This window comes from Streptomyces sp. SX-6, from assembly GCF_059089585.1.
The window spans coordinates 1-15,587 of sequence record NZ_JBTHHU010000045.1; the positions used below are offsets into that span (position 1 = coordinate 1).

General features: G+C 70.9%; 16 protein-coding genes. 11 read left to right on the forward strand and 5 right to left on the reverse strand.

The features are described 5' to 3' along the window. Positions 1-162: 162 nt before the first annotated feature. Both ACV530_RS33290 and ACV530_RS33295 read right to left on the reverse strand, forming a co-directional pair. Positions 163-360 carry a DUF397 domain-containing protein gene (locus tag ACV530_RS33290; RefSeq protein WP_494336432.1) on the reverse strand — a complete coding sequence of 66 codons (198 nt, stop codon included), beginning with the start codon at positions 358-360 and terminating at the stop codon, positions 163-165. A gap of 9 nt (positions 361-369) precedes the next feature. Continuing rightward, positions 370-1,221: a helix-turn-helix domain-containing protein gene (locus tag ACV530_RS33295; protein WP_494336433.1), complete on the reverse strand. Its 852-nt coding sequence runs from the start codon at positions 1,219-1,221 to the stop codon at positions 370-372. A 244-nt stretch (positions 1,222-1,465) separates the two neighbouring features. Between ACV530_RS33295 and ACV530_RS33300 the strand changes: the two genes are divergently transcribed. From ACV530_RS33300 to ACV530_RS33310, 3 genes are all read left to right on the forward strand, one after another. After that, positions 1,466-1,903, forward strand: coding sequence for an ATP-binding protein (locus tag ACV530_RS33300; protein ID WP_494336434.1), 438 nt, complete (start codon positions 1,466-1,468; stop codon positions 1,901-1,903). A 172-nt stretch (positions 1,904-2,075) separates the two neighbouring features. Beyond that, a complete protein-coding gene (locus ACV530_RS33305; RefSeq protein WP_494336435.1) occupies positions 2,076-2,591 on the forward strand; it encodes a hypothetical protein in 516 nt (171 codons plus the stop codon). Positions 2,592-2,683: 92 nt separating this feature from the next. Beyond that, entirely contained in the window at positions 2,684-3,517 is an 834-nt protein-coding gene (locus ACV530_RS33310) for a (2Fe-2S)-binding protein (protein WP_494336436.1), read from the forward strand. Here ACV530_RS33310 and ACV530_RS33315 read toward each other — a convergent pair. Next, the gene (locus ACV530_RS33315) at positions 3,468-4,796 is read right to left on the reverse strand and encodes a sensor histidine kinase (protein ID WP_494336437.1); all 1,329 of its coding nucleotides are present in this window, start codon (positions 4,794-4,796) and stop codon (positions 3,468-3,470) included. The two genes, ACV530_RS33310 and ACV530_RS33315, sit on opposite strands and share 50 nt — an antisense overlap. Next, positions 4,793-5,464: a response regulator transcription factor gene (locus ACV530_RS33320; RefSeq protein WP_494336480.1), complete on the reverse strand. Its 672-nt coding sequence runs from the start codon at positions 5,462-5,464 to the stop codon at positions 4,793-4,795. The genes ACV530_RS33315 and ACV530_RS33320 overlap by 4 nt, the downstream gene beginning before the upstream one ends. An 89-nt stretch (positions 5,465-5,553) precedes the next feature. On the opposite strand from ACV530_RS33320, the gene ACV530_RS33325 reads away from it, so the two are divergent. Next, positions 5,554-6,366 carry an endo alpha-1,4 polygalactosaminidase gene (locus ACV530_RS33325; protein ID WP_494336438.1) on the forward strand — a complete coding sequence of 271 codons (813 nt, stop codon included), beginning with the start codon at positions 5,554-5,556 and terminating at the stop codon, positions 6,364-6,366. A 40-nt stretch (positions 6,367-6,406) separates the two neighbouring features. Here ACV530_RS33325 and ACV530_RS33330 read toward each other — a convergent pair whose 3' ends face one another. After that, positions 6,407-7,420: an ABC transporter substrate-binding protein gene (locus ACV530_RS33330; protein ID WP_494336439.1), complete on the reverse strand. Its 1,014-nt coding sequence runs from the start codon at positions 7,418-7,420 to the stop codon at positions 6,407-6,409. A gap of 181 nt (positions 7,421-7,601) precedes the next feature. Here ACV530_RS33330 and ACV530_RS33335 point away from each other — a divergent pair, with 181 nt between their 5' ends. The 7 genes from ACV530_RS33335 (at position 7,602) to ACV530_RS33365 (ending at position 15,569) form a co-directional block, all read left to right on the forward strand. Beyond that, positions 7,602-8,555, forward strand: coding sequence for a FecCD family ABC transporter permease (locus ACV530_RS33335; protein WP_494336440.1), 954 nt, complete (start codon positions 7,602-7,604; stop codon positions 8,553-8,555). Further along, positions 8,552-9,631 carry a FecCD family ABC transporter permease gene (locus ACV530_RS33340; protein WP_494336441.1) on the forward strand — a complete coding sequence of 360 codons (1,080 nt, stop codon included), beginning with the start codon at positions 8,552-8,554 and terminating at the stop codon, positions 9,629-9,631. The genes ACV530_RS33335 and ACV530_RS33340 overlap by 4 nt, the downstream gene beginning before the upstream one ends. Continuing rightward, positions 9,628-10,482 (forward strand): ABC transporter ATP-binding protein, encoded by an 855-nt coding sequence (locus ACV530_RS33345; protein WP_494336442.1) that lies wholly within the window; start codon positions 9,628-9,630, stop codon positions 10,480-10,482. The genes ACV530_RS33340 and ACV530_RS33345 overlap by 4 nt, the downstream gene beginning before the upstream one ends. Before the next feature lie 124 nt (positions 10,483-10,606). Beyond that, complete coding sequence (locus ACV530_RS33350; protein WP_494336443.1) at positions 10,607-11,959, forward strand: diaminobutyrate--2-oxoglutarate transaminase family protein; 1,353 nt, start codon at positions 10,607-10,609, stop codon at positions 11,957-11,959. After that, on the forward strand, positions 11,956-13,419 hold the full coding sequence (locus tag ACV530_RS33355) for a pyridoxal phosphate-dependent decarboxylase family protein (protein WP_494336444.1): 1,464 nt from the start codon (positions 11,956-11,958) through the stop codon (positions 13,417-13,419). Before ACV530_RS33350 ends, ACV530_RS33355 begins: the two co-directional genes overlap by 4 nt. Before the next feature lie 307 nt (positions 13,420-13,726). Further along, entirely contained in the window at positions 13,727-14,290 is a 564-nt protein-coding gene (locus ACV530_RS33360; protein ID WP_494336445.1) for a GNAT family N-acetyltransferase, read from the forward strand. 31 nt (positions 14,291-14,321) lie between these two features. Continuing rightward, positions 14,322-15,569, forward strand: coding sequence for an alanine racemase (locus tag ACV530_RS33365; RefSeq protein WP_494336446.1), 1,248 nt, complete (start codon positions 14,322-14,324; stop codon positions 15,567-15,569). The last annotated feature ends 18 nt before the right edge of the window (positions 15,570-15,587 follow it).

Consider the following 15,587-nt stretch of genomic DNA (forward strand, 5'->3'; position numbering starts at 1 on the left):
ACCGCCCTGCGGACGGGACCTGAACGATGGCAGCAACGGAGCGGCCAGTTCCCACAACCCGTCAGGAACCAGCCGCCGCGAAAGATCAACACTCACAAGCGACCATGATGCCGCACGTCACCACAGCGCCACGTGAGACATCCTCTTAGGTGTAGAGGTGCGCTAGATCGGGTGACTGGACTGGCCGACCTTGACGCCGAGGATGAAGGCTTTCAGCTTGGCGCCTGTCGTCTCCATGATCACTTCCGGGGTGTCGCTCTCGCGGATCATGATCGCGCCGGATATCTCCCCCAGCTCCACGCATTCATCTCTGTCCCCGGAGAAAGAGGACTTCTGCCACTTAATTTCCGACATCTCCATGCCTGGCCTTCATAGTTGTTTCGCGACGCTGCGGATAAAATCCCTCGACTCTTTCTGAGGCAGGGATGTTTTCTTGGCGTGCCGCAAAATGCTGCGGTAATTTTCGAGGTGGGTCTCGGTGTCAAGGAAGAGAGAGCCGTGGGCCGTATCGATCTGCACAGTGTCCAGCTGCGGCACCGAACCCGTCGCATATGTGCAGGAGCTATTGGCGCCGGGGAATGACCCGTGCGAGAAGGGGATCACGCGAAGAGCGACCCCTTCGTGAGTGCTGACTTCAACCAGCCTGTCAAGCTGTCGACGCTGCCCCTCTGTGCCCGGATGGATCATCCGCAACGCCGCTTCATGGATCACGAATGTGCAGGGCGTTGCCGGGGTGCGCTGCATGACGCACTTCCGGTTCATGCGGTGCGATACGCGCCGCTCCACCTCCACCAGATCAAGCGGTGGCACTGTGTTGCGAAAGAGGCTCAATGCGTACTCCTCGGTCTGGAGAAGCCCCGGGATGTACACGAACTGCATGACCGTCAAACTCGTGGCACGGTATTCCAGTTCCACGAGGTCGAGCATGGTGGTAGTGAGCGTTCCCCTGGATTGCTCCCACCAACCCTTGTGCCGTTCTTCCGCCATGCCTACCAGGGCGTCAATGTACTCGCCATCCGGGCACTGATAAATGCTGGCGAAAGTCCGGATACGGTCAGAACTCACGCCAAGCCGGCCGGCCTCGATGTTGCTGATGCGGGTGCGATCTGCGCCGAGCAGGCGCCCCGCATCGCCAGCGCTCAAGCCTGCCTGTTCGCGCATCTTGCGCAGCTCGGCACCCAGCCTCTGCTGCCGCACGGTGGGCGCTGCTCTCGGTGGCATGCTGCTCCCTCCCTGATATGTGGGCACAGTCTCGCGTGTGATCGTCCGACGGTCCAGGCGGTGCACTCTTTTCCCGTATAGGTTGCAACCGTTCACCGCATCGCTCTATCGTCCTTCCAGTGCCGCACAGCACGCCGGGAAGACCCGAAGTGCAGCCACTCGCACGCCTGTTGAGGGCGCCCCGAGGAGTGGCCGAGCCACGGACGGCGCGTACGCGGGACCAGAGACCGCGAGGAGGCGACCCATGAGTACAACCTTGCTCAGTCCCCGCACCACGAGGCGTGACTTCACGTCGGCCTCGACCTACCTCATGACGGCGCCCGCCAATGGCGCAGCGCCGTGTGTGGCCCGGGACTTCGCCCGGGCGATACTGATCCGCGACCTCCCCATCCTGGTGGACGATGCCCGGGTCTGCACCTCGGACGCCGTGACCACCGTCCTCCATCACGCCAGCGGGACGTATCTGCACGTCGAAATCTCCGTGCTACCACGCCGTGTTGTCGTCTCCGTCCGTGACGACGGCCGTTCGCGAACCCTCGGCCGCCACGATCTGCGGGCGGAGGCCGGCGGCCTGACGCTCGTACGCCACCTGTCGACCACCTGCGGCGTGTCCTGGGCTTGGGATGCGCGCCACCGAGCCGTTGCTACGCGGGTGTGGTTCACGCTCGACGCTAGCCGGTGACCGTGTGATCAAACTGACAACGTTACACGTCAGTTCCTCAGAACGTCCTGTCCGCCTGACTGATGGCGGAGGGCGGGGAGTGTCCGTACAGCGGTCCCTTCCTCGTGTGGGGCACCTGCGTCGGGGGATAGTGTCTGCGCTCGTGCGTAAACACCCCATATCCCGAACCCTTGTGACCGCCGCGCTTCTCACCGGCGTGGTGATGCTGCCCGTGGGTACGGCCGCTGCGGCCGTACCCACTGCTGCTTCCGTGAGCCAGGCCGCCCCGGTGAGGATCACCGAAGGGCAGGTGAAGGAGGCGGCCCCTGGCGGCGGGGGCATTCTCTATCCCTCCGTCACGAGTTGTCTGACGGTGACCGTGCGGCTGGCGGGCGGCGGCCTGGTGGGGGCCCATGCCAGTCTGTTCCAAGTGCCGGGGGAGTACCGGTCGGACGAGATCCTGCCCGTCCTGCGCCGGATGGCCGGTGAGCGGCGTGTGCGGGCGGTCGAGGTCAAGGGCGCGGTCGGTGCCTGGTATCCCGGCTATCTCACCAAGGCGATCGAGGCCTACGGGCCCGACGAGCAGGTGCCGTACCCCGCGAAGCCCGACCCGGAGGGGATCGCCGGTGCCGTGGCGCGCGGGCTCGGTCTGTCGCGTACGAGCGTCACCGTCGAGGACGTCCCGGACGGGGATCTGACGGTTCGCTGATTCCCGCTGAATCCAGAGATCCACATTCGCCGGATCGGCTGTTAAGGTAAGGCTTACCTTTTCGAAGTTGTCGACTTCCGGTGGGGGTCTCCGTGACGGTTGCTGTTGCTCCTTGCCAGACGGCCGGGGTGGCCGGGACGGTCGGTGCGCGTGAACTTCCCACCCGCACCGACGTCCTGGAGGAGACCTACGCGCGGCTGAGCGACGCCCTGAGCCCCCTCGTCCGGCTCGGAGTCGGCCCCTGCAACGGCGCCGAGCAGATCACCGCGGAGCGGCTCGTCCGTGACGAGGCGCTCCGCGAATGGCTCGTCGACCTGGCCGGCCGGCGGATGAAGGAAGCCCACGGCGTGACGCCGCGGCGCGATGTGGCGGCTCTGGAGATGCTGCACCAGTACGCCTTCCTCGCCACGGTCACCATGAGCGGTCCGTGGTTCCTGGAACGGCGCGTGCCCTGGATCGGCCCCGACGGCATCGGCTACGACGAGACGTCGGGCTCGCTGAACGTGTCCCCGTCCTACGTCAACTGCCTTCCGGACGACCCCGCCGCCGCCCTCCCCGGTGTGCGGGTCGTGGCGGACGAGGAGCGCCTGGGCCTGGAGCTGAGGAACGCGGTGGCCCATCATCTCGGGCCCGTGCTCGAGGCGTTCCGTCCGCTGCTGCGCCGGGGCCCCCGGGCCGTATGGGGCCTTGCCACCGACGAACTCACCGAGGGCATCTGGTACGTGGGCCGGGTCACCGGCCAGGAGCGCCAGGCGGTACGGGCGGCCGGCGCCCTGCTGCCGGGTGGCACCGCGCCCTACGTGGGCGCGGCGGGCTTCCGGGACTGCGAGGACGAACCCACCCGCACCCGGGTCAACTGCTGCCTCTGGTACACCGTCACCCCCGAGAAGCTGTGCGGGACTTGCCCGCGCCAGACCTGCGGCTGAAACGTCGCCGGCGGGGGCGTTCCAGCCGCAGGGTGAACACCGATCCGCCGCCCTGCCCGGGCCGTACCACGATGCTCCCGCCGTGCGTGTCGGCTATCCACTGCACCAGGGACAGGCCGATGCCGGTGCTTCCGCGCAGTGAGTGGAAACGCGCGAACACGGCGGGCACTTCGGTGTAGGCGATGCCCGGGCCGCGGTCGGCCACCGACACCTCGGCACCCCGCACCGTGACGGTGATGTCGGCGTCGTCCTGCCCCGGTGTCGTCGCGCCGTGGCGGACGGCGTTGTCCAGCAGGTTGCGTACGGCGATGCGGACCAGCCCGGCATCGGCCGTGACGACGGACTCCTCCAGGTCCTGGCGCACCCGGTGGCCGCCGGCCGGAAGCTCCGCGCAGACGGTCTCGACCAGTTGGTCCAGCCGCAGCGGGCCGAGTTGAGGCGTGTGGGCTCCGGCCTGGAGGCGGCCCCGGGTCAGCAGGTTGTCGATGACGTCGGACAGGCGGCCCGAAGCTGTTCTGACGCGCGGCAGGTGCTCCGGCAGCGTGTCGGGGGAGTGGTCCAGCAGGTCCACGGTCCCGCGGATGACCGCGACGGGCGTACGCAGTTCGTGCGCGGCGTCGGCCAGCAGGCGCTCGTGCTGCTCGTGGGCCTCCAAGGCCGCGCGCATGCTCCGGCGGGACAGCATATGGCCGGTGACCGCACCCGCCACGGTGAGCGCGGTGCAGCCGATCAGCAGGGCGGCGACGAGGCGTTCGTGCTCCGCCGTCCCCTTGAGGCCGTCGCCCGCCACGGCGACCACACCGGCCTGCCTCGTGGTGCCGTCCTCGTAGAACGGCGCCGCCAGGTAGCGGGTGGGGTGCCCGGTATCGTCCTCGCCCTCCGCCGTGGCGGTGTCGTCGGTGCGGAGGGCGGAGCGGGCCACGGGCAGCAGGCGCCGCGTGGAGATGTGGAGTCGGGAGTGGCCCCCGGTGAAGCCCTCGCGCAGGGTGCCGTCGGGCTGCTTCTCCAGGACGAACACCGCGGTGCCGGCGTCCGTCACGTCGTCGTCGGCCAGCCCGTCGAACTGGATGCGGCCGCCCTCGTCGTAGTAGGTCAGGGAGCGGGCTACGGTCGCGCGGCGCCGTAGTTCGTCGAACTCCGCGGCTTTCCGGGACCGGGCGTCGGTCTGGATGGCCACGGCGGACAGCGCCCCCAGGCCGATGACGGTGAGCACCGTGTAGGCGAGGGTGAGGCGTATGCGCAGGCGGGTGAGCGCCTTTCGGGCCGGGGAAGTGGTCACTGGCTTATCCGGAATCCCTGCCCCCGGACGGTGTGGACCAGCGGCGGCGTCCCGAGCTTGCGGCGCAGCCCGGCCACCACCGCGTCCACGACGTTGGACACGGGGTCGGCGAGGTCGTCCCAGCACTGTTTGAACAGCTCGCCCTTGCTCACCACTTGGTCCTGGCGGACCAACAGGACGTGCAGTACGGCGAATTCCTTCGGCGACAGGGAGAGCAGCACCCCGCCCCGGCGGACCTCCCGCCGCGGCAGGTCGAGTTCGAGGTCGGCGCACCGCAGGAGCGCCGGAAGCCGCTCCCTGGCGCGCCGGGCGAGGCTGCGGACGCGCATGACGAGTTCCGGCATGGCGAACGGCTTCGCGAGGTAGTCGTCCGCGCCGTGCTCGAAACCCGCGATGCGTTCGGGAAGCGTGTGCAGTGCGGTGAGGAACAGTACGGGCGTCGACCACCCCTGGCGGCGCTTCTTGCCCAGCGCGTGCAGGGCGTCCCCGTCCGGGAGCATGCGGTCGAGGACCACGCAGTCGTATTCGGTGAGGGCGATCAATTCGCCTGCCCGGAGCCAGTCGTCGGCGTAGTCGACGAAGCAGCCGCTGTTGCCGAGGCCCGATCCGATGACTGCTTGCAGATCCGGTTCGTCCTCCACCACCAGCACTCGCACAGGAGTCATCATACCGATCACGCTCACGGTTTCCTCATGGTCCGCCGAGCAGTATGTGATCACCTCACACGCGAACTGTTCGCATGTCCACAGGAGTTCTCATGTCTCGCATATCCACTGTTGCCGGACTGGCCATGGCCCTCGTCGCGGGGTGCGCACCCTATGCCGCTGCCCACGGATCCGCCCCCGCGAAGGTCGTACTGCCGGATGTGCACGCACGCTTCGACTACCAGCTCGGCGGCGCCTATGCGCCGCCGGCCAAAGTGCGCGTAGTCTCCCGTGACCGCGAGGACAAGCCCGCGCCCGGCCTCTACAACATCTGTTACGTCAACGGGTTCCAGGCGCAGCCCGGTCGCGCCAGCCTCGGCTGGTGGAAGAAGAACCACCCCAACCTCTTGCTGCGCGACGGCGGCAAGATTGTGATGGACCCGGATTGGAACGAGGCCCTGCTGGACATCTCCACCGATGCCAAGCGCAAGGAGCTGGCCTCGGTCGTGGGCGGCTGGATCGACGGCTGTGCGAAGTCGGGCTTCCAGGCCGTGGAGCCGGACAACTTCGAGTCGTACAGCCGCTCCCACGGCAAGCTGACGATGGCCGACGACGTCGCCTTCGCCCGCCTGCTTGCGCGGCGTGCCCATGCCGCGGGCCTGGCGATCGCGCAGAAGAACGGGGCCGAGATGCTCGGCCAGAAGCGGAGCATCGGCTTCGACTTCGCGGTGTCGGAGCAGTGCGGCGAGAACAAGGAGTGCGGTGACTTCGCCTCCGCCTACGGAAACCGCGTCTTCGTCATCGAGTACGAGAAGGCCAAGTTCACCAAGACCTGCAAGGCGTGGGGCGGCAAGGTCTCCGTGGTCCTGCGTGACCATGACGTCACTCCGGCAGGCGACCCGAAGCACGTCTACAGCGCCTGCTGAGCCATGGGGCTCCCGAGAACGGGAGCCCCATGACCGTCCGTCAGGCGCGGGCGGCGTCGACGCCGTACGTCTTGGCGACGTCGTCGAGGACGGAGTCGGCACCGTAGAGGCCGACGGCCAGCATCCAGGTGATGTCGCTCACCTCATGGGTCTTGCCCTTGAGCTGCTTCCAGAGCGGGTTGGCCTCGAACTTCTCCTGGCTCTTCTTCGAGGAGCCCTTCGGGTCGGGGAAGGCGGTGAGGAAGATGTCGTCCGCGTCGACCTTCTTGATCTGCTCCTCGGAGATGTCGGCGTTGAAGCCGGTGCCCCGGGCGTCCTTGGGCTTGTCGAAGCCGAGGTCCTTCATGATGACGCCGATGTAGGTGTCCTCCTTGTACAGGCGCGTCGGCCCGTCCACGAAGCGGACGACGGAGACGGAGGGGTTGGAGCCCCTCTTCTTGCGGACGTTGTCGCCCACGGCCTTGGCGCGCTTGTCGAAGGCGGCGATCTTCTCGTCGGCGAGCTTCTCCTTGCCGAGCGCCTTGCCGACCAGCTTGAGGTTGTCCTTCCACGTCGCGCCGGTGTCCTCGGTGAAGACGGTGGGCGCGATGCCGGAGAGCTGCTTGTACAGCTTCTCGTGGCGGACCTTGGCGGAGAGGATCAGATCCGGCTTCAGCGCCATGATCTTCTCCAGGCTGGGCTCGTCGAGCATGCCGACCGGCTTGGCGTCGCCCGCGTACTTCGCCGCGTCCGCGCCGAAGTACGCGGGCAGCTTCTCGTCGGGGGAGGCGAACGTCGTGTAGCCCACGACGTTCGACTGCAGGGCCAGTGTGGCGTCGACGAAGGTCATGTCCAGCGCAACCACGCGCTTGGGAGCCTTCTTTATCTCCGTCTTGCCCATGGCGTGCTCGACGGTGCGGGGGAAGGCGCTGCCGACGGCGGCCGATGACGTGTCGCCCTTGTCGTCCGTATTCTTGTCCGAGCTGCCGCCGCAAGCGGCGGTGGCGAGCAGGCCCGCTGTCACGGCGACGGCTCCGACGGTGCGGCTGAAACGGCTGAGCCAACGGGCTCTCATCGGCGGGGTCCCTTCTGTTCACGGTGTGCGCCACAAGGATAGGCTTACCTAAGTGGCTGATTTGCACCGGGAGGGGATCGTGACCGAAGCGCTACCTGCGCCGTCCACGGGACGGAGGATCCGGCAGGTTGCGTCGGAGAAGGCAAGAAGGCGGTTCCTGTGGACAGTTGCCCTGGCGGGCATGCTGGCCCTCGCCGTGCTGCTCAGCATCGCGCTGGGCGCCGAACCGCTGGACCCCGGGCAGATATGGCACGGCCTGTGGAGCCCGTCCGGCAGGGAAGGGGACGTCATCGTCCGCTCGTTGCGCGTGCCGCGCACCGTCACCGCCCTGGTGGCCGGTCTGGCGCTGGGCGCCGCGGGGGCCCTGATGCAGGGGCACACCCGTAACCCCATCGCCGACCCGGTGGTGCTCGGCATCAGCGCGGGCGCGGGCATGGGCGTCGTGGCCTCCCTGTTCCTCCTCGGCGTCAGCAGCCTTTACGGGTACGTGTGGTTCGGCATCCTCGGCGCCGCCGTCGCGGGCGCCGCGGTGTACGGGGTGGGCACGCTCACGCGGGGCGGCGCCACGCCCGTGACGCTCGCCCTGGCCGGTGCGGCGGCCCACGCGCTGTTCACCGCGCTCACGGCCGGCATGGTGCTCTTCGACCGGCAGGCCCTGGAGACCTACCGCTTCTGGACGGTGGGCTCGGTCAGTGGCCAGCCCCTCCATCTCACGCTCCAGGCGCTCCCGTTCGTCGTGGCCGGGCTCGTGCTCGCCGCCGTGAACACACCGGGGCTGAACGCCCTGTCCCTGGGCGAGGACGTGGCCCGGATGCTGGGCGTACGGATCGGGGCGACCCGCGCCCTCGGCATGGCCGCCATCACCCTGCTGACCGGGGTGGCGGTCTCCCTGTGCGGGCCCATCGGGTTCGTCGGCCTGGTGGGCACGCACATCGCCCGCCACCTCTCCGGACCTGACTACCGCTGGATCGTCGCGCAGGCGGCGCTCGTCGGCGGAGTGCTCATGCTCGTCGCGGACACCCTGGGGCGGCTGGTGGCGCGTCCGGGGGAGCTCGAAGTGGGCATCATGCTGGCGCTCATCGGGGCGCCGGTCTTCATCCAGCTCGTACGCCGCCGCAAGGCGGTGAGGATATGAACAGGGTGAAGGCTCTCGTTCCCGGGCGTACCCCCCTGCGGGCCGGTCCGGTCTCGGCGGTGTGGCGCCCTCGCACGGTGCTGGTACCCCTGCTGACGTTCGCCGTCCTCTTCCTCGCGGTCCTCGTCAACTGCGGCCGCGGCGACATCGACATCCCGGTGGCGGACGTGGCCCGCGCCCTGTTCGGCGGGGGAGACGAGGCCAGCCGGATGGTGGTGACGGAACTGCGCCTGCCCCGGTCGGTGACCGGCGCCCTCGTCGGCGCCTCCCTCGCGCTGGCCGGTGCCATCTTCCAGGGCCTGGCCCGCAACCCCCTCGCCAGCCCCGACATCCTCGGCATCACGGCCGGTTCGAGCGCGGGCGCGGTGAGCGTCATCGTCATCGGCGGGGCGAACGGAGGCGTCGGCGGCGCGCTGGCGAGCTTCGGCGTTCCCGCCGCCGCGATGGCCGGCGGCCTCCTGGCAGCCGTGGTGATCCAGCTGCTCGCCGTACGGCACGGGTTGTCGGGCTACCGGGTGCTGCTCGTCGGCGTCGGCGTCAACGCCGTGCTCACCAGCGTGCTGTCGTGGCTGCTGCTCAAGGCGGACATCGTCGACGCCGGGCGCGCCCTGCTGTGGCTCAACGGGAGCCTGAACGGCGCCTCGTGGGACACCATGCGGCCGGTGATGTGGACGCTGCTGGTGCTCATGCCGGTGGCCCTGCTGCTCTCCTTCCCCTTCGGGGCGCTGGTCTTCGACGAGGACACCGCGCGCGGCCTCGGGGTCCGGATGACCGGGACCCGGGTGGCGCTGCTGTTCACCGCCGTGCTGCTGACCGCCGCCGCGACCGCGGCCTCGGGTCCGGTCGCCTTCGTGGCGCTCGCCTGCCCGCAGCTGGCCGTACGGCTGATGCGGACGGGCACGCCCCCGCTGCTCGCCTCCGCGCTGCTCGGCGCGGCGGTGACGGTATGGGCCGATGTGCTCGGGCGCACGGCCTTCGGGGACGTGGAACTGCCCGTCGGCATCCTCACCGCCGCACTGGGCGCCCCGTATCTGCTGTACCTGCTGATCCGTAGCGGAAGGGCCCGCACGTCATGACCGAGACCATCGACACCCCCTCCCTGCGCGCCGCGGAGCGAAAGGCCGTACGGCTGCGCGCGGAGCAGCTGACGCTCGCCTACGGGGACCGTACGGTCGTGCACGAGCTCGACCTCGACATCCCCGACGGCACGGTCACGGCGATCATCGGGCCGAACGGCTGCGGAAAGTCCACGCTGCTGCGGTCGTTCGGGCGGCTGATGAAGCCCGCGAGCGGGAGCGTCCTGCTCGACGGCAGGCCGGTCCACCGCATCCCGACCCGGGAAGTGGCCGAACTGGTCGGCCTGCTGCCGCAGTCGCCCGCGGCCCCGGAGGGGCTGAGCGTCGCCGACCTGGTGGCGCGCGGGCGGCACCCGCACCAGAGCTGGTACCGGCGGTGGTCCTCGGACGACGAGGCGGCCGTCGAGCGGGCCCTGCGGGCGACAGGCATGTACGAGCTGGCCGACCGGACGCTGGACGAACTCTCCGGCGGCCAGCGGCAGCGCGCGTGGATCGCGATGACGCTCGCCCAGCAGACCGAGATCCTGCTGCTCGACGAGCCGACCAACCACCTCGACCTGGCGCACCAGGTCGAGGTGCTGGACCTCGTACGGGAGTTGCACGGCTCCACGGGGTGCACCGTCGTCGTGGTCCTGCACGACCTGTCGCTCGCCGCGCGGTACGCGGACCGGCTGGTGGCCATGGCGCAGGGGCGGGTGGTCGCCCAGGGCGCGCCGTCCGAGGTGCTCACGGAGGAGCTGGTGCGGGAGGTCTTCGGCCTGCGCGCCCGGATCCGCCACGACGAGGAGACGGGCTCCCCGCTGGTGATCCCGCTGAGCCGGCACATGGCGAAGGCGACTGACGGGGTGTGAGATGCGCCGCGGGGGGTGATGCAGGGCATTTGCTAGGTTAGCCTTACCTAAGTGCCTGTTGGGTGGTTCTCCTGCCCATGGGTCCTGCCTGCCCACCCCCCGTTCGTGACCGAAGGATCCCGCCATGCTGCGTGCTCGTCTCCTCGACCGACAGGCGCAACGTGAGTCCGCTGCCCGTACCTACGCCCGGTCCATCCCGGTGGCGCCCGTCGCCGCGGCCGGTGCGCAGGTGACCGGAGCCGACGGCCGTACGTACCTCGACTGCCTCTCCGGCGCGGGCACCCTCGCCCTCGGCCACAACCACCCCGATGTGACGGCCGCGTTGCAGGAGGTGATCGGTTCGGGCGCCCCGCTGCACGCCCTCGACATGATCACCCCGCAGAAGGACGCCTTCAGCGAGGAGCTGCTCAAGCGACTGCCGGGCACCCTCAACAACGCGGCCAAGCTGCACTTCTGCAGCCCCGCCGGCACCGACGCCGTCGAGGCCGCGCTCAAGCTGGCCCGCAACGCCACCGGCCGCCAGGGCGTCTTCGCCTTCACCGGCGCCTACCACGGCATGACGCTCGGCGCCTCCTCCGTCTCCGGCCCCGGCCGGATGCGCCGCGGCGCGGCCGAGTTCGGCCCGGCCGAGGCCCAGCCCGTGACCCGGCTGCCCTACCCGTACGGCTACCGCTGCCCGTTCGGCGTCGGCGCGGAGCAGGCGGGCGTGCTCTCCGCCCGGCTGATGGAGAGCTACATCACCGACCCCAGCAGCGGCGTCGGCAAGCCCGCCGCCGTCATCCTCGAGGTCGTCCAGGGCGAGGGCGGCGTCGTCCCCGGCCCCGACGCCTGGCTGCGCGAGGTGCGCCGCATCACCGAGGAGCACGGGGTGCTGCTCATCATCGACGAGGTGCAGACCGGCATCGGGCGCACCGGCGACTTCTGGGCCTGCGAACGCGCGGGCGTCACCCCCGACATCCTCGTCACCTCCAAGGCCGTCGGCGGCGGTCTCCCGCTCGCCCTCATCGCCTACCGCCCCGACCTCGACACCTGGCAGCCGGGCGACCACACCGGCACGTTCCGCGGCAACACGCTGGCCATGGTCGCCGGCGAGATCACGCTGCGGACCATCGCCGAGCAGCAACTGGCCGAGCACGCCGCCAAGCTGGGCGGGCGCATCCGCGCGGGCCTGCGCGAACTGGCCGTCGAACACCCGCAGATCGCCGAGGTGCGCGGCCGGGGCCTGATGATCGGTGCCGAACTGGTCGACTCCGCCGCCGAACCCGACGCCCTCGGCTCCCGCCCCGGCGACCCGGTGTTCGCCCGGGCCCTGCAGGTCGCCTGCCTCGAGCGCGGCCTCATCCTCGAACTCGGCGGCCGCGGCGACACGGTGCTGCGCCTGCTGCCCCCGCTGGTCCTCACCGACGAGCAGGCCGACTCCGTCCTCGGCCGTATCGCCGACGCGCTGTCCGCCGTCGCCGTGGAGCGTGCCGCATGAGTGACGGCATACGTCCCGACGCCGTCGCGGACCCCGCGGCCCCGCACGCGCTGCGGGAGTTGACGTCCGTCGCGCTCGACGGGCTGGCCGACGGCGCCGCCGCCCGCGGCGGCCCGCTGCCCTCCGGCGGGCCGGAGCGGGTCGCGGCCCGCACCCGGGAGCTCGTCACCCCGGTCCTGCCCGACGAGGGCATCGGCGCCGAGGCCGCCCTGTACGGGGTGGCGCGCGCCGCCGCCGAGGGCGCCGCCGACCCGTCCGACCCGCACTGCGTCGCGCACCTGCACTGCCCGCCGCTGGCCGTCGCCGCGGCGGCCGACCTGGTCGCCTCCGCGCTCAACCCCTCGATGGACTCGTGGGACCAGGCGCCCGCCGCCGCCGTCATCGAGGAGGAGGTCACCGCCGCCCTGGCCCGCCTGGTGTACGCGGGCCGCACGGAACCCGACGCGGTCATCACCAGCGGCGGCACCGAGTCCAACCTCGTGGCGCTGCTGCTGGCCCGCGAACGCGCCCGTGCCACCGGCGCGCGCGGGGTGCAGGTGTTCGTCGGCGCCAACGCGCACCACAGCGTGCGAAGGGCCGCCTGGATGCTGGGACTTCCCACGCCCGTCGTCATCGACTGCCCCGGCGGCCGGATGAGCCCGGCCGCACTCGACCGCGCGCTGGTCGAGTGCGGCGGGACCCCCGCACTGGTGGTGGCCACCGCCGGCACGACCGACGAGGGACTGATCGACCCGCTGCCCGAACTCGCCGACGTGGCCCGCACACACGGCGCCGAGCTGCACGTCGACGCCGCCTACGGCGGCCCGCTGCTCTTCAGCGAGCGGCTCGCGCCGCGCCTTGCGGGCATCGAGCACGCGGTGTCGGTGACGTACGACCTGCACAAGCTGGGCTGGCAGCCGGTCGCCGCCGGTGTGCTCGCGGTCGCCGACGCCTCCCTGCTGGGGCCGCTCGCGCTCACCGCGGACTACCTCAACGCCGACGACGACACCGAGGCCGGCCTGCCCGACCTGCTCGGCCGCTCCATCCGCACCTCCCGCCGCCCCGACGTCCTGAAGATCGCCGCCACCCTGCGGGCCCTGGGCCGCAAGGGACTTGCCCGCACGGTCGAGCACTGCGTCGACACCGCCGGGGAGTTCGCGCGTGCCGTCGACGCACACCCCGCGCTGCGCCGCCGCCCCGGGGACACCGGCATCAGCACCGTGCTGTTCCGGCCGGCGGCCGCCGACGGGCTGCCCGGCGAGGCGGGCGACGAACTCGTCGCCGCCGTACGGCGGGAGCTGCTCGCCGAGGGCCGCGCGGTCCTGGGCCGGGCCACGGTCGCGGACGGCGACGGTCGGCAGCGCCTGTGGCTGAAGGTGACGCTGCTGCACCCGCGGACCACTGCCGCCGACCTCGACGGTCTGCTCGAGCTCGTCGCCGAACGGGCGGGGGCGCTGGCCCCGGCCGTCGTCAACGCGTAGGCCGTGCCCGGCGGATGGCGACCCATCCGCTTGCGGTGACCGCGTATTCCGCCGGACCCTCGCCGTCATGGCACCACGCCGTTGCGGCGGGCTCCTTCCCGGGGCTCCGTCCCGGGGGCCCTGCCTCGACGGTCCCGGGGTGCGGGGCGGAGCCCCGAGTCGCCTCCGCCGCAGCGGTGATCGGCTACGACGGCGGAGTCCGGCGGTGCCGAACGGGCCGCGCCCATGAGCGAAAACCGCGCAAGCGGCTTGGCATGCCGCCCGGAATGATTTAGCTTAGCCTTGCCTAATTTGCCCAGGGGAAACCATGACCAGCCCAACCACCGTCCCGACATTGCGCCTCGAGCACTTCGACGGCCCCGCCGCCAAGGACCGCCTCGCGCTGTGGGCCTCCGCCTACGAGGACGTCTACGCCCACGCGCTGGACCTCAGCGACCACAACGACCCGCCGATCGCCGACCGCCTCGCCCGCCACTGCGACCGCCCCGGCTTCTCCCTCGTCGCGGCCTTCGACGGCGAGCGCGTCGCCGGGCTGGTCTACGGCTACGGGCTGCCCGAGGACACCCTGTGGTGGGACGGCCTCACCCCCGCGCCCGCACCGGAGTTCACCCGCGAGTACCCGGGGCGCACCGTCGGCGTCTGCGAACTCCTCGTCGGCGTGCCCTGGCAGCGCGACGGCCTGGGCAGCAGGCTGGTCGAGGACTTCCTCGCCCGGCGCCCGGAGGAACGGGCCGCCGCCCTGGTCGCCGACGGCAACGACGTCGTCCTGGACCGTTACGCCGCCTACGGGTACGCCCCGGTCGGCACCCTGGAGCCCTACCCCGGCTGGCGCCCGCACACCATGATCGTGCGCACCCTGCGCCAGGCGTGAACCACTGTCCGTCCCCAGCAGCAAGGCAGCCGTGTCCATAGAACTCCCGCCGTCCGCAGCACCCCGCTCCGCCTACCCGCAGGACGCCCTCCCCGCCCACGTGCAGGACCGCCTCCGTCAACTCGCCGGATCGGGCGCCCCGGTGGCGGCCTACCTCTACGACGGCGACATCGCCGCCGCCCGCGCCCGCGAGCTGCGCGCGGCGTTGCCCGCGTGGGCGACGGTCTACTACGCGGTCAAGGCCAACTCCTTCCCCGGGATCATCGAGGCCCTCGCCCCGCACGTCGACGGCTTCGAGGTCGCCTCGCTGTCCGAACTCGCCCTCGCCACGGCGGCGAAGCCCGCCGCGAAGCCCGGCACCCCGGCGCCGGTCGTCGCCGCCGGACCGGCGAAGTCCGTGCCCGTCCTGACCGGCCTGGTCGAGGCCGGGGTCGAGGCCATCAACGCCGAGAGCCCCCTCGAACTGCACCGCATCAGCCGCATCGCCCAGGAGCGCGGCACCACGGCCCGGGTCGCGCTGCGGGTCAACCCCGCCGAGATCCCCGTCACCGGATCGCTCCACATGGGCGGCGAGCCCTCGCAGTTCGGCGTCCCCGAGGACGCCGTCGCCGACACCGTCCGCATCGCCCAACAGCTGCCCGCCATCGACCTCATCGGCTTCCACATCCACGCCGCCTCCAACAACCTCGACGCCGGGACCCACGCCGCCTACCTGCGCTGGTGCGTCGAGTGGAGCGTCGCCACGGCCGCCGAACTCGGCATCGACCTGCGGCACATCGACGTCGGCGGCGGCATCGGCGTCAACTTCGAAGGTGAGAAGCCCTTCGACGTGGCCCGCTTCGGCGAGCTCGTCGCGGCCGTCGACGTCCCGGAAGGCGTCAAGGTCGCCCTCGAACCCGGACGCTTCCTCGTCGCCGACTGCGGCTGGTACGCCGCCGAGGTCACGGACGTCAAGCACTCCTACGGGCAGTCGTACGCCGCCCTGCGCGGCGGCATCAACCACTTCCAGCTGCCGACCTCCTGGGACATCGTCCACAACGTCGCGGTCCTGCCCGTCGAGGAGTGGCCCGAGGACTGCCCGCGCCCCGAGGCCGCCGGCACCCGCGTCACGTTCGTCGGCGAGCTGTGCACCCCCGAGGACACCCTGCTGCGGGACGTCCGCGTCGACCGCGTACGCGCCGGCGACATCGCCGTCTTCCCCTACGCGGGCTCCTACGGCTGGGAGTTCGCCATGCACTCCTTCCTCGGCCACCCCGTCGCCGACCGCATCCTGCTCTGAGCCGCACCCCGGAGTCCC

Bases quoted from the DNA above. Each gene is read 5' to 3' on its own strand.
- ACV530_RS33345 (WP_494336442.1), top strand. From the start codon at position 9,628: ATGACCGAGACCATCGACACCCCCTCCCTGCGCGCCGCGGAGCGAAAG.
- ACV530_RS33355 (WP_494336444.1), top strand. From the start codon at position 11,956: ATGAGTGACGGCATACGTCCCGACGCCGTCGCGGACCCCGCGGCCCCG.
- ACV530_RS33350 (WP_494336443.1), top strand. From the start codon at position 10,607: ATGCTGCGTGCTCGTCTCCTCGACCGACAGGCGCAACGTGAGTCCGCT.
- ACV530_RS33320 (WP_494336480.1), bottom strand. From the start codon at position 5,464: ATGATGACTCCTGTGCGAGTGCTGGTGGTGGAGGACGAACCGGATCTG.
- ACV530_RS33300 (WP_494336434.1), top strand. From the start codon at position 1,466: ATGAGTACAACCTTGCTCAGTCCCCGCACCACGAGGCGTGACTTCACG.
- ACV530_RS33330 (WP_494336439.1), bottom strand. From the start codon at position 7,420: ATGAGAGCCCGTTGGCTCAGCCGTTTCAGCCGCACCGTCGGAGCCGTC.
- ACV530_RS33335 (WP_494336440.1), top strand. From the start codon at position 7,602: ATGCTGGCCCTCGCCGTGCTGCTCAGCATCGCGCTGGGCGCCGAACCG.
- ACV530_RS33295 (WP_494336433.1), bottom strand. From the start codon at position 1,221: ATGCCACCGAGAGCAGCGCCCACCGTGCGGCAGCAGAGGCTGGGTGCC.
- ACV530_RS33340 (WP_494336441.1), top strand. From the start codon at position 8,552: ATGAACAGGGTGAAGGCTCTCGTTCCCGGGCGTACCCCCCTGCGGGCC.
- ACV530_RS33325 (WP_494336438.1), top strand. From the start codon at position 5,554: ATGTCTCGCATATCCACTGTTGCCGGACTGGCCATGGCCCTCGTCGCG.
- ACV530_RS33290 (WP_494336432.1), bottom strand. From the start codon at position 360: ATGGAGATGTCGGAAATTAAGTGGCAGAAGTCCTCTTTCTCCGGGGAC.
- ACV530_RS33360 (WP_494336445.1), top strand. From the start codon at position 13,727: ATGACCAGCCCAACCACCGTCCCGACATTGCGCCTCGAGCACTTCGAC.